Source organism: Candidatus Neomarinimicrobiota bacterium (assembly GCA_036476315.1).
In the GTDB taxonomy this organism is placed as follows: domain Bacteria; phylum Fidelibacterota; class Marinisomatia; order Marinisomatales; family S15-B10; genus JAZGBI01.
In genome coordinates, this window is record JAZGBI010000017.1 from 1 (window position 1) to 14,341 (window position 14,341).

At 50.5% G+C, this 14,341-nt stretch carries 13 protein-coding genes; 9 read left to right on the forward strand and 4 right to left on the reverse strand.

Features of this window, described 5'->3' with window-relative positions; translation table 11 throughout:
* From V3U24_02180 to V3U24_02220, 9 genes are all read left to right on the forward strand, one after another.
* A partial coding sequence (locus V3U24_02180) for an NAD+ synthase (protein ID MEE9166259.1) occupies positions 1 to 1,378 on the forward strand: 1,378 nt, incomplete at its 5' end.
* A gap of 4 nt (positions 1,379 to 1,382) precedes the next feature.
* Positions 1,383 to 1,823: a hypothetical protein gene (locus V3U24_02185; protein ID MEE9166260.1), complete on the forward strand. Its 441-nt coding sequence runs from the start codon at positions 1,383 to 1,385 to the stop codon at positions 1,821 to 1,823.
* A 101-nt stretch (positions 1,824 to 1,924) separates the two neighbouring features.
* Positions 1,925 to 4,297 (forward strand): DNA internalization-related competence protein ComEC/Rec2, encoded by a 2,373-nt coding sequence (locus tag V3U24_02190; protein MEE9166261.1) that lies wholly within the window; start codon positions 1,925 to 1,927, stop codon positions 4,295 to 4,297.
* Positions 4,298 to 4,431: 134 nt separating this feature from the next.
* On the forward strand, positions 4,432 to 5,364 hold the full coding sequence (locus V3U24_02195; protein MEE9166262.1) for a ribonuclease HII: 933 nt from the start codon (positions 4,432 to 4,434) through the stop codon (positions 5,362 to 5,364).
* Between the two features lie 71 nt (positions 5,365 to 5,435).
* Positions 5,436 to 6,491, forward strand: coding sequence for a signal peptidase I (lepB, locus tag V3U24_02200; protein ID MEE9166263.1), 1,056 nt, complete (start codon positions 5,436 to 5,438; stop codon positions 6,489 to 6,491).
* A gap of 142 nt (positions 6,492 to 6,633) precedes the next feature.
* Entirely contained in the window at positions 6,634 to 7,362 is a 729-nt protein-coding gene (locus V3U24_02205; GenBank protein ID MEE9166264.1) for a hypothetical protein, read from the forward strand.
* A complete protein-coding gene (locus V3U24_02210; GenBank protein ID MEE9166265.1) occupies positions 7,352 to 8,458 on the forward strand; it encodes a hypothetical protein in 1,107 nt (368 codons plus the stop codon). Before V3U24_02205 ends, V3U24_02210 begins: the two co-directional genes overlap by 11 nt.
* A gap of 99 nt (positions 8,459 to 8,557) precedes the next feature.
* Positions 8,558 to 8,947: a hypothetical protein gene (locus V3U24_02215; GenBank protein MEE9166266.1), complete on the forward strand. Its 390-nt coding sequence runs from the start codon at positions 8,558 to 8,560 to the stop codon at positions 8,945 to 8,947.
* A 10-nt stretch (positions 8,948 to 8,957) separates the two neighbouring features.
* Complete coding sequence (locus V3U24_02220; GenBank protein ID MEE9166267.1) at positions 8,958 to 9,458, forward strand: hypothetical protein; 501 nt, start codon at positions 8,958 to 8,960, stop codon at positions 9,456 to 9,458.
* Positions 9,459 to 9,843: 385 nt separating this feature from the next.
* On the opposite strand, the gene V3U24_02225 is transcribed toward V3U24_02220, so the two are convergent.
* From V3U24_02225 to V3U24_02240, 4 genes are all read right to left on the reverse strand, one after another.
* Positions 9,844 to 11,118 carry a hypothetical protein gene (locus tag V3U24_02225; protein MEE9166268.1) on the reverse strand — a complete coding sequence of 425 codons (1,275 nt, stop codon included), beginning with the start codon at positions 11,116 to 11,118 and terminating at the stop codon, positions 9,844 to 9,846.
* A complete protein-coding gene (locus tag V3U24_02230) occupies positions 11,115 to 11,570 on the reverse strand; it encodes a hypothetical protein (GenBank protein ID MEE9166269.1) in 456 nt (151 codons plus the stop codon). The genes V3U24_02225 and V3U24_02230 overlap by 4 nt, the downstream gene beginning before the upstream one ends.
* Positions 11,567 to 12,706 carry a PQQ-binding-like beta-propeller repeat protein gene (locus V3U24_02235; protein MEE9166270.1) on the reverse strand — a complete coding sequence of 380 codons (1,140 nt, stop codon included), beginning with the start codon at positions 12,704 to 12,706 and terminating at the stop codon, positions 11,567 to 11,569. Before V3U24_02235 ends, V3U24_02230 begins: the two co-directional genes overlap by 4 nt.
* 32 nt (positions 12,707 to 12,738) lie before the next feature.
* The coding region (locus V3U24_02240) for a hypothetical protein (protein MEE9166271.1) at positions 12,739 to 14,341 on the reverse strand (1,603 nt) is incomplete at its 5' end.

Consider the following 14,341-nt stretch of genomic DNA (forward strand, 5'->3'; position numbering starts at 1 on the left):
GTTTGTGGACAGGAGGGACTCCCATCTGTACAACACTGCGGTGGTTGTCCAGGATGGGAAATATGTGGCCAAGTATGACAAGGTGTTGTTGCCCACGTACGACGTATTCGATGAGGATCGCTATTTCGAGTCGGGCAAGGATTGCACACCTGTTTCGATCATGCTGTCAGAGAATGAAGTGAGAGTTGGACTTCAGATCTGTGAGGATCTCTGGGATGCAGACTATGAACGCAAGGTGACGGATGAGATGGTAAAGGCGGGTGCCGAGATAGTCATCAATATTTCCGCATCGCCCTTCAGTGAGGGAAAGGGTCTTGAGCGGATGGAGCTCATTAGGTCGAAGGTCGACAGTCTGGGTGTCCCGTTTCTCTACTGCAATATGGTGGGGGCACAGGACGAGTTGGTGTTCGATGGACACTCCGTGGCGTACGACAGGAAGGCAAATCTTATTGCCGAAGGTGTGCAGTTTGAAGAGGAAATCGTAATCGTCGACTTGGATAACACGACCGAACGACCTGTGGAACCGTTGCCTTACAGACGTGAGAAGGAACTGTTCGACGGTCTCGTCCTTGGTGTCCGTGACTATTTCCGAAAGACGGGCCACCGTGAATGCGTGATAGGGTTGAGCGGTGGAATCGATTCCGCCCTCACGGCCTGTATCGCCACGGAAGCTCTCGGGAGGGAAAACGTCACCTGCGTTTCCATGCCATCGCCGTTCAATTCGAAAGAAGGAATTGACGATCTGGAGCGACTTGCGAAGAATCTGGGTGTGAAACTCACCACCATACGAATTGATCACCTGATGGCTCAATACGAGACTGCTCTGCGCAAGGAATTCGAAGGTATGCGGACGGATATTGCCGAACAGAATATTCAGGCCAGAATCCGGGGGAATATTCTGATGGCGATATCGAACAAGTTGGGAAGTCTCGTCCTCTCCACAGGGAATAAGACGGAATTGGCACTGGGCTACTGCACCCTGTACGGTGATATGAGTGGGGGATTGGCGGCCATTAACGACCTGAGCAAGAGCGACGTCTACGCTGTCGCATCGTGGTACAACGAGCATACGGGAAATGAGATCATACCACCGAGGATACTGGAAAAAACGCCCTCAGCCGAGCTGGCAGAAAGCCAGGTGGACCCTTTCAACTATGACGTTGTCAGTCCTCTGGTGGATGAGATTGTTGAGCATCATCGAAACAAGACCGAGCTGGTCAAGATGGGTTACGATCCCGTTCTGGTGGACAGGATCAATGAACTGCTCCGCCGAGCCGAATTCAAGCGTCGCCAGGCCGCTCCCGGACTGAGAGTGACTTCGAAAGCCTTTGGAATAGGAAGACGGTATCCCATTGTGAATCACTTCAAACAGGAGTAGTACATTGAAACGGCTTCTTCTTTTCATTGTCACGGTTTTCATATCCTGTCCGAATGGCCAGGACACCAGCCACCGGGATTTCTGGGAATCCCTCGACGCGAATGAGCGAATTGCATTTGTCGAAGGGGTCTATTCGGGCCTTGGTGAGAGTCTCAAGGTAATGAATGAAGAAGCCATGCGGCAGCGGAAGCAAGATCGGTTCTGGGTTCCCCCTTTTGTACATGAACATTCCGCCCGGACGCTGAGGGAGTATTTTCCCGTTGATCAGGATCTTGATTATACCCTTGTTGCCGGACATCTCGACGCTTTCTACTCAAATCCTGACAATGCCCACATTGCCGTCATGTCCGCGCTCTTCATAATCATGCTCCATCAGGCCGGTGAAACTCGGCGAGCGAACGAACTTCTCCTTGTGGAGCAGAAAAAAGCACTCAAGGGCAGATAGCTCGACCTGATCATTTGATGTCTCCGCGGGAGTGCCTCTGGCACAACGGATTAACTGTCTTCGCCAGCTTTGTTCCTAATGTATAACCCGGGTTGAGAATAGTGGAGTTTCTGAAAAGGGCCCCTCTGGTGTCCTTTTGTATTCTGTTCCTGTTGGGCATCCTTCTCCAGGACTTCTTCAAGGTTCCCTCCTTTTTTCTCGCAGTGGCGCTGGTAGTGCTGGCTTTCGTTTCCTGGGTTCTGAAGCGTTCAGGATACCTTCTCTCCGTTCTCTTGATGCTTACCGTGGTCTGCGGAATGTCTCGTCTCGCAAATACCCGCCTTCACTATGATCAAGTTTCCGAAACGATCGAACCCCTGGAAGGGAACTTCGTCGAAATGAGCGGGGAGGTCAGATCCGCTCATACGAGGGAAGGAGGATCCCGGTACATTATTGAGTCCTCACGAATTCGCTCAGCAGGTTTAATCTTCGAGGGGATCATCAGAGCGCTTGTTTACTCGAATGAGCCACTACGCCTCCACGCCGGCGACAGAGTGACGGTCAGAGGAGATCTGCGCCTGATTGGTGGTCCCAGAAATCCGGGTGAGTTCGATTTTAGGTCGTTTTACCGGAAGAGGAATGTCTGGGTGAGCATCTACGAGAATCCGGAGCACCCCATAGCCCTAACTGGACGCGACAGCTCATTCAGTCTTAATGTTCTGGTGGAGAAGTTTCGAAACTCTGCAAAGAATGTTTTTCAGGAGACAGTAGGTGGAGACGCCGGAAGACTCATGTCGGCGCTCACGGTGGGTCTACGGGAGGAAATCCCCGGTGGGATCAGAAAAGACTTCGTAGATACGGGAGTCGTGCATGTCCTGGCCATTTCGGGTCTCCACGTGGGTTTTGTCCTTGTCATCTTTGTTGCCCTTGCGAAATTGCTGAGGCTTCCGTACCGATGGGACAAGATTGCCGTCATTATCGGGCTCATCGCTTACGCAGGATTATCGGGCGGAAGGCCGAGTGTCTGGAGGGCCGTCATTATGGCATCTTTTTATGTGATAGCCCCGTTGTTCCACCGTGAGGTAAACCTCTGGAACATCATTGCCGCGTCTTCGCTGCTGCTTTTGATTCATGATCCGGAAAACCTTCTTGATGCGGGATTCATCCTCTCCTTTTCAGCAGTAATAGCCATTGTTTTTTTCTATCAACAATTTGACAGGATACTTCCCGACAGATTTCGGGTATCAAAAATTCAGAATCGATTTACAAAGGGTGTTATGGCTCTCTTCATTGTCTCTCTTTGCGCACAGATTGGAACGCTCCCTTTCACCTGGACTTTCTTTAATCGTATTCCGGTTGTTTCTGTTGTGGCAAATGTCATGATCGTTCCCCTCGTTGGTGTTCTCGTGTCAAGTGGGTTCGCAATCCTTGTCCTGGGAAGCTGGATTCCTCATGTGGGTGATCTTATCTGTCACACATCGTGGATTCTTAGTGAATTCCTGTTTCGCCTGACCAACCTCTTTTCTGACCTGCCATTCGCTTATCTCGAATTGGGAAGACCTACCTGGATCAATATTGCGCAATATGGTGTTGTTCTGGGAGTCATTTTCTTTTTTCTCAGGCGGGATTTGCGCAGGAGAGGACTGCTGGTGGTTCTGGTCGCCGCTAACTTTTTTGTCTGGCCCTGGGCTCTCCAGCGTAACACTCTGGATCTCATTTTCCTGGATGTGGGCCAGGGGGATGCGGCTCTCATTCATATTCCCTCGGCGTCTGGACATAAGACAATTCTGGTCGATGCCGGAACGAAGAACTTCTTCACTGACAAAGGGGAAACCGTTGTTGTGCCTGTTCTGAAATATCTCGGAATTGACAGAGTTGATCTTCTCATCATGACCCATCCCCATCAAGACCATATAGGCGGCGTGGAAGCGGTGATGTCAAGTTTTCCTGTTCGGAAGGTGTGGGATACCTCCACGTCTTATCGCACGAGGCGTTACGAGAATGTGCTGGGACTCATCTCCGAACAGTCGGTTAGCTATGACCGGGTCGAGTCCGGGACCTGGCTGGAAGATTTCGGTCCCGCTCATATCTACATTCTCCATCCCGACAGTCTCCATGCGGTTTCGGAAAAAAATGTGAATGACGTCAGTATTGTCACCAAAATTGTTTACGGGGAAACATCTGTTCTCCTCATGGGTGATCTTGAACATACAGGGGATATAGACCTTCTGGAATTCGGGGAGATGACCCGTGCCAACATATTGAAAGTTGCCCATCACGGTTCCGCCACGAGTACCTCTGAATCGTTGCTCGACCTCGTGAGGCCTGAATACGCCGTCGTTTCCGTTGGCCGGGGGAACCAGTTCAATCATCCGTCCCATGAGGTCATTCACCGTCTGGAGAACTCCGGAGCTGTCGTTTTGAGGACTGACCGTGACGGCGCCTGCTGGTTCAAGTCCGACGGCAAACGCGTCTGGATTCACGACTGGCGGTGAGGTCCGGGCAAGCGGAGGTGGGGAAATATGCCTTTATTGGTAGGATTCGTGGTGTGTAGATTCGATCACTGTTTCACGTCAAGAGGATCGTCTTCCCGTTACCAACCAGATGATGCAAATGAGGAGTTGTCACGGTGTCTTTGATCGCCGGAGTGGATGAAGCGGGCAGGGGGCCTCTTGCGGGACCCGTGGTGGCGGCAGCAGTCATTCTACCGGAACGATTGAAGATCAAGGGCGTGAGGGATTCCAAATTGTTGTCGGAAAACAGACGTGAAGAACTCTACGAGGAGATTGTACGGAGGGCAGTATCCCTGGAAACGGGGATTGTTCACGAAGATGAGATCGACAGAACCGACATTCTGGCGGCTACGCGCACAGCCATGAGGATGGCACTGGGCAAGTTGAATCCCCGGCCAGATGAAGCGCTTATTGACGGTTACGGACTACCCGATCAGGCCATAAGAAACCGGGGTATTGTCATGGGAGATAAGAAAGTTCACGTCATCAGTGCCGCTTCTATCGTTGCCAAAGTCACCAGGGACCGGATGATGAGGACGTATGACACAGCTTTTCCGGAATACAATTTCGGGAAACACAAGGGATACGGCACTGAAGAACATCTGGATAGGCTCAAAAGACACGGAGCCTGTCCCATCCACCGAAAATCCTTTCACCCGGTGAAACAATTCGTTCCAACGCTGACTTATCTTCGAAAAAACCGGATTCTCGGACAGTGGGGAGAAAAACTGGCCGCTCGGGAGCTCGTTCACAGGGGATATGAAATTGTTGAAATGAATTACATTGCCGCGCCCTTTGGCGAAATCGACATCATTGCTCGTAGGGACCGCACCCTGGTTTTTGTGGAGGTTAAGACGGCAAGTCAGAAAACGTTTGGGCCCCCTCAGATAAGACTGGATGGAAAGAAACTGAGGAAGCTGGATTCTGCATTTGAAGTTTATCTCGGCAGGCACGAAGATGTCTCGGACTGTCGTTTTGACCTGATCACCGTTTTCTACGGAAAGGGACAGCCCGCTGTCCGTCACTTTGAGGATTGTCTCAACTCATGACCGGAAGAATCGACTCAGCCTTATCTCTTTTGAAGCGAAGGAGTTTGGTTTAAATTCGCGACGGTTAACTGTTGAATACGACCGTGGAAAAAGTCTTTCGGGAAATAAAATCGATTTTCATTATTGTCTTGATCGCTCTTTCTCTCAGGGCGACTGTCATCGAGGCCTACATTGTCCCCACAGGCTCAATGGAAAACAGCATCATGACCGGAGATTTCCTCATCGGTAACAAGTTTGTCTATGGCATGAGAACTCCCGATTGGATCGGAATTCCGTACACTGAACTGGGTTTTCTCGTGCCCTGGACACGATTTCCGGAATTCAAGAAGACCCGACAGGGTGATGTGGTAATTTTCAAATATCCCCGGGACGAGTTTCAGAAATATGTAAAAAGGTGTGTCGCTGAACCCGGTCAGGTTGTCGAGGTTCGGGTTAAGAAGGTCCTCGTGGATGGCAAGGAGTATATTTTGCCACCGGAAGGGAAATTCGTGGAAAGGAACAGAGTTCCGTCAGGGGTGGTTGGACACGGCATTTTCTTGCGCACGGGCGGTAATCGCGATCACCTGGGTCCCATCTCCGTGCCTCAAAAAGGAGACATTGTTCCTATAGATGAGGAGACGGACTGGGACTACCTGTTGCCGATCATGATGATGGACGGTCATCGCGTTACGCTCGAGAGTAAGCCCTATGACAGGGTCTTCGAGTTCACAATGAAAGATCCGGGTGATATTGCCCGGCGTTACACTTCCGGCATACGGCACCGAATTCGCCAGTATTTCTCATCTTTCCCCAGACGTCCCGGGAAACTTGACAGGTTGTACAAGAAATACTACCGGCAGGATAATCCGGGAGGGAGGCTGCTGAACGTATGGAATTTCAAGCTTACCGAAGGGGTTATCGCCTATCTCCGCCTCGATGGTAAGCCCATCACAACGCTCGATTCCTACGTGGTGGAGCAGGGCTACTACTGGATGATGGGGGACAACCGGGACGAAAGTGCCGATTCCCGTTACTGGGGATTCGTGCCCCATAAGTTGATTCTCGGAGAAGCCGTCTTCGTATATATGTCCTGGGATTTCAAGAATGGTGGTCCCCGGTTTCACCGGATAGGCAAGACTATTTCCTGACAAGGTCAGGTTGTTTCCTTCTTTCTATATCTCCAGGTGTGTGTTATTTTTGACTGGATTTTGTCCTGTCATTTCCGATCATGAACTGGAATCCGGAGATCGACATTTTCCTTGGTTTGTCGTCTTTAAATGAGGTGTGCCAATGAAATATCTCTATAGTGCAGTCATCCTTGTCTATCTGGGCCCCATTTTGGCTCAAGAGGAGGCGGATACGACCACCGTGGATACTTCCCGAGTTGTCACCGAAGAACAAGGTGACACCATACAGAGAGGTACCCCTTCCGCGGAGACACCTGAGGATACAGTTTCCATGACCCTGGACTCAGGATACAAGGGTTTTCCATGGGGAATGGATCGGGATCAGATGGAACGATACGTGACAGTCGATTCCGCAGGTATGCGCCACGGTGAAGACCGGGTTATCTTCACCGGAACTCTTGCTGAAGATTCTGTTACGTTCACTTATTTCTTTTCAGATTCAGGATTCTGGAAGGTCTCCATTGATTACGGGTCTCCCGGAAAAAAGCTGGAGGAGTATCTCGGCCGTTTCTCAAGGATTGAGAAGTTTATCTCCAAACGGTACGGATCTCCGAGACGGACGACTCAGAACGAAATGGGAACCGAACGAGAATACCTATTCTCGGATTTTCCCAAGCTGGCCAGGGCGTATTTCCGCTCCTCCTGGGAAGTTGAGGACGTGAGGATAGAGCTCCTTCTTCACGCGATGGTTGCGAGAGAAGAGGAGCAGGTCCCTGTTTTCGCTGACGTGGTTCCCATACTGCGTCTCTACTATTACCATCCTGATTTCTACGAGAACGTCGAAACAAAAGACGCCAGGATGCCGGAAAAGATGATTCTTGATGCCTATTGAGAGGATACGGTTTCCTTCACCACTCCGGTTTTCGAGTTTGGCGTTCGTTTTTCTGGTTTCCTTCAGGCTGTCAACCTGTTACAATCCCCCGCCCATGGTGAGAATATATGACTACGATATCCCCCAGGATGAAGTTCTTCTCCAATGTCAAAAGGCCCTGACAGAACTCGGCTATGAAATCGAGCTGTATGCTCCCCTTGACTACCATCTTGTGACTAGAACCGCCACTGCCAAAAAGCTTTTGCGAAAAGTACACTACGTGGTGTACGTGAAAGTTCAGGACCGGATTACCGTTTACGTTTATGCGGAGGCACGCACCTTCAAGCGCGCATCAGAAATGGGAATTCGAGTGGGTGAACTCACGGAACTGGGGACTACCCGCAATTTGGGAGTCCATTTTCAGGCCGAGATTTTCGATCCCATCACCGCGGAATTCGAAAGAAAAGGTTTTGTATCCTGGGATCCGGCAGAGGACAATCGCCTCGATGACCTGGATATTCTGGCCTCAGAACGACGGGATCTCAGGGAACAATATGAGAGGGAGGAATTGGAAAAGCAGAAGGAGAAAACCGAGTGGGAGGGGAGAGTTGGAGAATACACCACGGAGAGGGACAATTCTCGTTATGAGGCTGCCATCGAAGCGGAGCACTATGTGACGGTAATGAAGAGGGAACTTTTCCCTTTGAAAGATTGGTCCTTGATTGACATATCGAAAACGGTCGCGGAGAACGAAGACTCTCTGGGAAAGGTCCTTAAGGGAGTTCTGGCTGAATTACCTTCCTACAGTGGAAAGGGGAGAGCTCAGTGGGTGGTGCGACAGGATGGGAGAGTCGTGGATGCCAGCGTGTCTGTAGATTCATCTCCGCATACCCCGGATGATGAAATCTCCTACGGCATCTCCAATGTCTTCCGGAGAATGATCTTCTTGCCCACTGGTCCAAGGTTTGGCTACCTGATTCTCACCCTGGAGTTCAGTTTCTCGGGAGAGTACCATAATCTCAAGTATCGCTTTAAGAGACCGAGAATTTCTGGTTTGGTGGAAGATTTTCCGCTGGCAGACGAGGCGACGATACACGACACGTTTTTTGAAAAATGACCTGTTCAGAACGGGATATTCCAGGTAGGGCGACATTGTGTTTCTCAATAACCAGGGAATGGAGTAAATTATGCGTCGCTTGTTGAGTTTTGGTCTGCAGTGCCGAATCATTTTGGGTGTGGAGATCCGGAAAAATCGTATATTTCACAGGAGGACATTATGGGTATAGATTTTGAGAACCCGGATAATAGGAGGGATTATCTTTCAGAGAAGCTGGATGATTTATTGGACGGCATCAATGATACGTACGGAACAGTGTTGATGGATGAGTTGATTTCAAGACTCGAGAAAACGGTAACTGATTTTAACCAGGAGGTGAAAGAATTGATGGATCAGCTGAGGGCCAGAAGCGAAAAGAAGGAACAACTGCTTGGAAAGCTTAGATCCGCTGAATCAATTGTGCCAGAGGAATCGACAGAAGTTCCTGAAGAACCGAAGCGAGCGATGACCAAGCTGGAGAAGAGGCTCGAATCTATGGACAAACCATAAAGGGGCAGTGATGGGAACGAAAGACAAGATATTGATTTTGATCGTTGCTGCTTGGATCGGGGCTGCGGTCTATTTTAAGACTACGGCCGATAGACTGTTCGATCGGATAGACGAACTCGAACTGGAACAGGCGAAACACGTCCAAGATGTAAACGATGAGTTCAGAAAAGACCTGAGGACATTGAATTTGCAGTTCATCGGTCGCGGAAAGCATTTGAGAAAAGCGCAAAAGGATATTGTTGCCAATGAGCAGCTAATCCGCGATGTGTCCGATTCCCTTTCTCGCAACATAGCCTCTGTTCAGATCAATCTTGATGAGCATAGCCGGTCCACGGACAACAAGTTCAGCGAGGTTGACAGCGACATTAAGGCCCAGGAAGACCGGTTCAATTCCTTCAAGCGAAGATCCAACAGACAGCTGGGAGATATCGATTTGCGCCTGGCGACGGTGGAGAAGGACGTTGCCGACTTGAACGAGAGAGTTCCGAAGACAGAGAAGGAGAAGGAATAGGACAACCTCTCAATCCAACCTCATTTATTCACCCCTTATGGGGAGTCACGGAACATTCATAGATGTGAGGTCATCCGGAAGCCCAGAAAAAGCCGGTGGCTTATCGGTTATCCGGGGGAAAAACCGAGGTTCGAGCGGGTTAGCCCCGCGATTTACGACAACCTTATGATAGCAAATAGGGGCAGACTTCGTAATGACCTCGGAGCACTAAGAAGATCTACCCCTACCTCGCGGGAGAGGCTTTTTCAAGACCTCGCGAGGAAGATACACTTTTAGAATTGTATCTGTCAAGTGTTAATGTTATTTCTGAAGTAGTGGGGTTATTTAACTAAATCTAACGAAATAGTTGGTCTTCCGCCGGGCACGATCCCCCTAAAGTACCGGTTTAATCGTGCTCAACGGCAATGTCCAGGTGCGAAGAAAATCCCCGGAGCGTTCCCAACACTTCTCCCTGAGAGTTCAGTCTGACTATTCGACGTCCGGAAGCATCATAGACCAAAACTCCCGGATACTCTAATCCGGGGTTACTCCTGATTCTGGAAAACACCCCCGCAGTGCCCAGGTCGAGTTTCCTGACTTCCCAGTCTCCCTCCTCTTGTTCTATGAACTGAACACTCCATTGCCTCTCGAACCTGTCGGAGACCACCAGCCAGATTCTTTCCGCGTCCATGTTCACTGACAGATCATGAATTATGTAGTCCGGAAGATAAGTGTTTCTGGTGCCGTCCTCATGGATAGCCACCACTCCCGAATCCGTGGCAACCCACACGATTCCCCTGCCGGGGAGAACAGACAGCGTCCGCGGGAAAGGCGCCACCGGGAATCGAGCCACCCGGCCTGGGGATTCAAGGTCGACTCTCAGAACCATCTGGGAGTCGGCAACGGCAATCCAGACAGTTTTCCCTACAGGATCTACGGCGAGGCGCGTATCGAAAGAAATCCCGAGTTCACACGGTATGTTGTCCAGTACCATTCCATCAGGAGCCAAATGTGTAAGTTCTGACAAACCCACCATGGCTATGAAAACTTCGCCGGACTGCGCATCTACTGCAAGATCCACGGGACGAGAGAGGAGAATCTCAGAAAACCGGGCTTCTCCATCCGTCGTCATCCGGACAATCCGGCTCGGATAGAGACTGGCAACCCAGAGACTTTCTCTGGGCACATCGATGTCGATGGCGATGGGTGAGTAAGTGAATTCTCTGAACAGGACATGCGCGCCGTCGTAACTCACTCGTGAAAGCGTTCCATCGTAGAAATCGGCAACCCAGTAGTTGAAGGGTCCGGGGATGATTGTCGCCGGGTCGGACTGAGCGCTCTCCCAGGTCTCCGTCACAGCTGTCACGGTATAGGAGTAGGTGGAGTCATAGTGAGGAATCGTATCGGTGACATGAGTATCCTCCGAAGACAAATTCGTGATGAGAAAGGTGTCCTTCCAGTCTCCCGTGCTCCTGCGAACGTTGTATCCTGTTATACTGCTGTTCTGAATATGATCCCATGAAATGGAGATGAACTTTCGGCTGGAGGAGAGAGTTACTTCGGAGGGCTTCCCTCCTGTTTCGGGATTAGAGGGATCGAGGGGATTCAGCCGCTCTCTGTCGGAGCAATTGCTGATCACGGCGGCAAACAAGATAATGAGGGGAGATAATCTCCTCCTCATTGTTTCAATGTTTGAATGAATGAAAACAACGCCACCAGTAATGAAACCTCGAACACCACAAGGCTGTATCCTGCCTTATGATCCAGACTCGCTGTCCTGTCGAAATAATGCCCCATATCACGGGGATTGCCGGCGTGGAGGTATTGATCGTAAGCGTCGCCGGCCCTGGACATGTAATAGTGAGCAGAAACTCCCGAAGCCAGACACAATGTCGCCGCCAGGGCTGCTATTCTTGCATTGATTACCTTCTCTTCATTTTCTGATGACTCGACAGCAATGGATTTCTGGAACGACGTATCGCCGAGAACATCCTGCAAGGATTTTGTGGCTTCCACCTGTTGGTTTGCCGTCGTAGTTCCCAATTGATCCAATCTCATAACCTGGGAAATCGCGGTTGCCAGACCGGGCAAAAAGATAATAAGAAGAAAAAGGGATTTCGTCAGGAACTTCATTCTACAGGTATCTCACCTGCCTCCGCCGAGGCAAAAACGTTGATCCTTTTGCCGTCATCCGCAATGATCAGAAACCGGTCGGTTATCACGGCGGGGGCGATGATGCGACGATCCAATTTGTGTTTCCAAATGGGTTCCCCTGTGGATTTTTCCAGGAATATGATTTCTCCGCCTAGAGTGACGGCGACCAGGAAGGACTCCGACACCACGATTTCAGAGTTGATGATTGTCTGAGCATCGTACTGCCATACGGTTTTGCCGTTGGACCGTCGTAAACAATAGATCTCTCCTGACGATGAAGGAACATACACGTTGGTGCTATCCAGAGCCACGGAGGCGTAGATTGGAGCTCCAAAGTTCTTCCTCCAGATCGTGCTTCCGTTCTCAGAATCGAAACTGTAGACCGTTCCGGTCAGTGTTGTTACATAAACATTTCCTTCTGAGGCCACGGGATGTGAGTACGGTTTTCCGGAAAGTGTATCATGCCAGGCGAGTTTTCCGTCTGTTGTGCTGCGAGAGTACACTCCACCCTCGATATCACAATAGTAGATCCTGTCTGAGAGAAGGGCCGAGGATCTGGCGATTCCGTCGTTTTCTTTCCGGGTCCAAAGGATTCTCCCGCTATCCCTCTCAAGGCAGTAGAAGTGTCGATTCATACTGCCAACGAAGATCTTGTCGTTTAGAACAGTAGCCGAGGATTCCACCGGACCCAACGCGGCTCTCCACAGAAACTTCCCCTTCACCAGATCGTAGGCCGCCAGGGATTTCTTTTCTTTTCCCAGAGCCCAATAAGCAACATCTCGTGAGAAAGTCAGTCCTTGCAGGGGCATCTTGCCGAATCTCTTTCTGTCCAGTTTTTTTCCATCGATAAGGTCGAGGACGATCATTTCTCCGTTCAAAAGTGGAAGCAGCAGGGCGCGTCCGGTGACAATCGGTTGTCCCGAAACGCCAGCGGCGAACTGCCTTTTCCATTTTAGCACCAGGGGAGGATATAATTCCTCCGAATCCACCCGGCTCGTTCGACCGAAGTCACCTCCCCGCGTCAGCCAGCCACCCGCCTCCGCATCTACCGGGTTTATGGTTAATCTCCCGACACACGATGGGCTCATCAGAAGAAGGATTGCCAGGAATGTCATTCTTACCGGAGGAAAGGATCCTTGGAGGAGTCTCAATAGTTCCATCCAAAGAAGAACTGAACGAATGGGTCCTTAGACTCAGTAGTCCAGCCCAGGTCGAGTCTCAGGACGATAGCGCCCAGCAGGTTTCCTCTGAGTCCGAAACCATAACTCGCGCGGAGCGTTTCGCGGAGAGTTTCTGGCAGTTCGTCCCAGGCGTTTCCCACGTCGAAAAATGCGGCGCCGCGGATGGGGGAAATGGAAATGTCAAGAGACGAGAATCTGAGCACCAGTTCTCTTGCGAAGGGAAACCGAAACTCATTGTTCATGAGGAAGAAATTCGTGCCCCTCACTTCGGTGCGCCTGAATCCTCTCAGTCCCCAGCTTCCCCCGATTCGGTATTGATACACATCCTCGCCTTTGTTGAGCCAGGCCATAACCCTGACAGCGTACAATGTATTGAGAGAGATTCTGAAATATTTTCGGAAATCCGTCAGAAATCCCGTGTAGTACGCTCTCGAGTGGGTGAAGTCGATAGTGCGCCCCAGGGTGACTCTCATGCTGGTTCCGTCTACCGGTCCCACCGGACCCCAAATTGAGTTGTCGAAAACATATGAGACTGAATTCGAGACCAGAAAAGCCGAGAATTTCTCAACGTAAAGGTCTCGCGCCATCTTGGACGCGCTCGATGTAACCTCTATCCTTTTGAAGACGGAAAGTGGATAGCTGAGGGCAAACTGGATTCCGTAGCGACGCTCAAAGAAAAAACCGGCACTGTAATTGTAGTAGTCATTGGCGAAATGGTAGACTCCATAGCCAAAGTTGACCCTTCGGGACAGGTCGACTCGCATCACGGCAAAATTGAAGCGTTCCACGAAGTCGGAAGATCTATCCGCCGTATTGAAAAGGAGAAAATGGTAGTAGCTGTTTCCCAGCAGGTCGGAGATAGATACCTGGGCACCTCCTAGAAAACCGAAGATGGGATCGTACGCGATTGCCGTTTGAGCGATGTCGAATGTATATTTTTTCCTGTAGGGAGTGTTTTTCCTGCCTCTCTCAACCCTCAGAAACGGTCTTTCCCACAATTCCTCCCGTTTGCCGGCGACCCGGATTTCAGTCTTATCAGCCTCTGGAATGAGTTTGTCCACATCCTCGAGCAGACGAATCTGAAATCGGAAATTCTCAAACGAGGTAAAGAGAATATTCTGGTCCCTTTTTCCTGACCAGTGAGGATCGAAGGCACCCGTGGCGAGACGCGTGAGTTGTAACGGTTCTGGAACAGAAATTTCGGATGAGTCATCCTCCGTTAATTCCAGGAGCCAGATGTTATGGGTTCCATCGCGGTCGGAACTGAACAGGAGATGGTTCCGGTGATTACCGGACCATTCGGGTGAAATATCATTGAATTCGCCCCGCGTCAATTGTCGTTTGGAGCCATCTTTCAGGTTGTAGAGGAAAAGGTTGAAATATCCCTGGTCACCGAACTCACCCCTGTCGGAGCTGAAAACAATCTTTTCACCGTCAGGCGAAAATGTGGGATCCCGGTCGGCGTAGAAGTCACTCGTGAGGCGAACGATATTCATCTTCTCCAATTCGAGAAGATAGAGATCCTGAAATCCTTGCCAGTCCAGTGCCGAGAATACGACGTGGGCTCCC

What these genes read in the sequence shown, in the direction of transcription:
- V3U24_02205 (MEE9166264.1), top strand. Translation starts at nt 6,634, where the DNA reads ATGAAATATCTCTATAGTGCAGTCATCCTTGTCTATCTGGGCCCCATT.
- V3U24_02220 (MEE9166267.1), top strand. Translation starts at nt 8,958, where the DNA reads ATGGGAACGAAAGACAAGATATTGATTTTGATCGTTGCTGCTTGGATC.
- V3U24_02235 (MEE9166270.1), bottom strand. Translation starts at nt 12,706, where the DNA reads ATGACATTCCTGGCAATCCTTCTTCTGATGAGCCCATCGTGTGTCGGG.
- V3U24_02230 (MEE9166269.1), bottom strand. Translation starts at nt 11,570, where the DNA reads ATGAAGTTCCTGACGAAATCCCTTTTTCTTCTTATTATCTTTTTGCCC.
- V3U24_02225 (MEE9166268.1), bottom strand. Translation starts at nt 11,118, where the DNA reads ATGAGGAGGAGATTATCTCCCCTCATTATCTTGTTTGCCGCCGTGATC.
- V3U24_02210 (MEE9166265.1), top strand. Translation starts at nt 7,352, where the DNA reads ATGCCTATTGAGAGGATACGGTTTCCTTCACCACTCCGGTTTTCGAGT.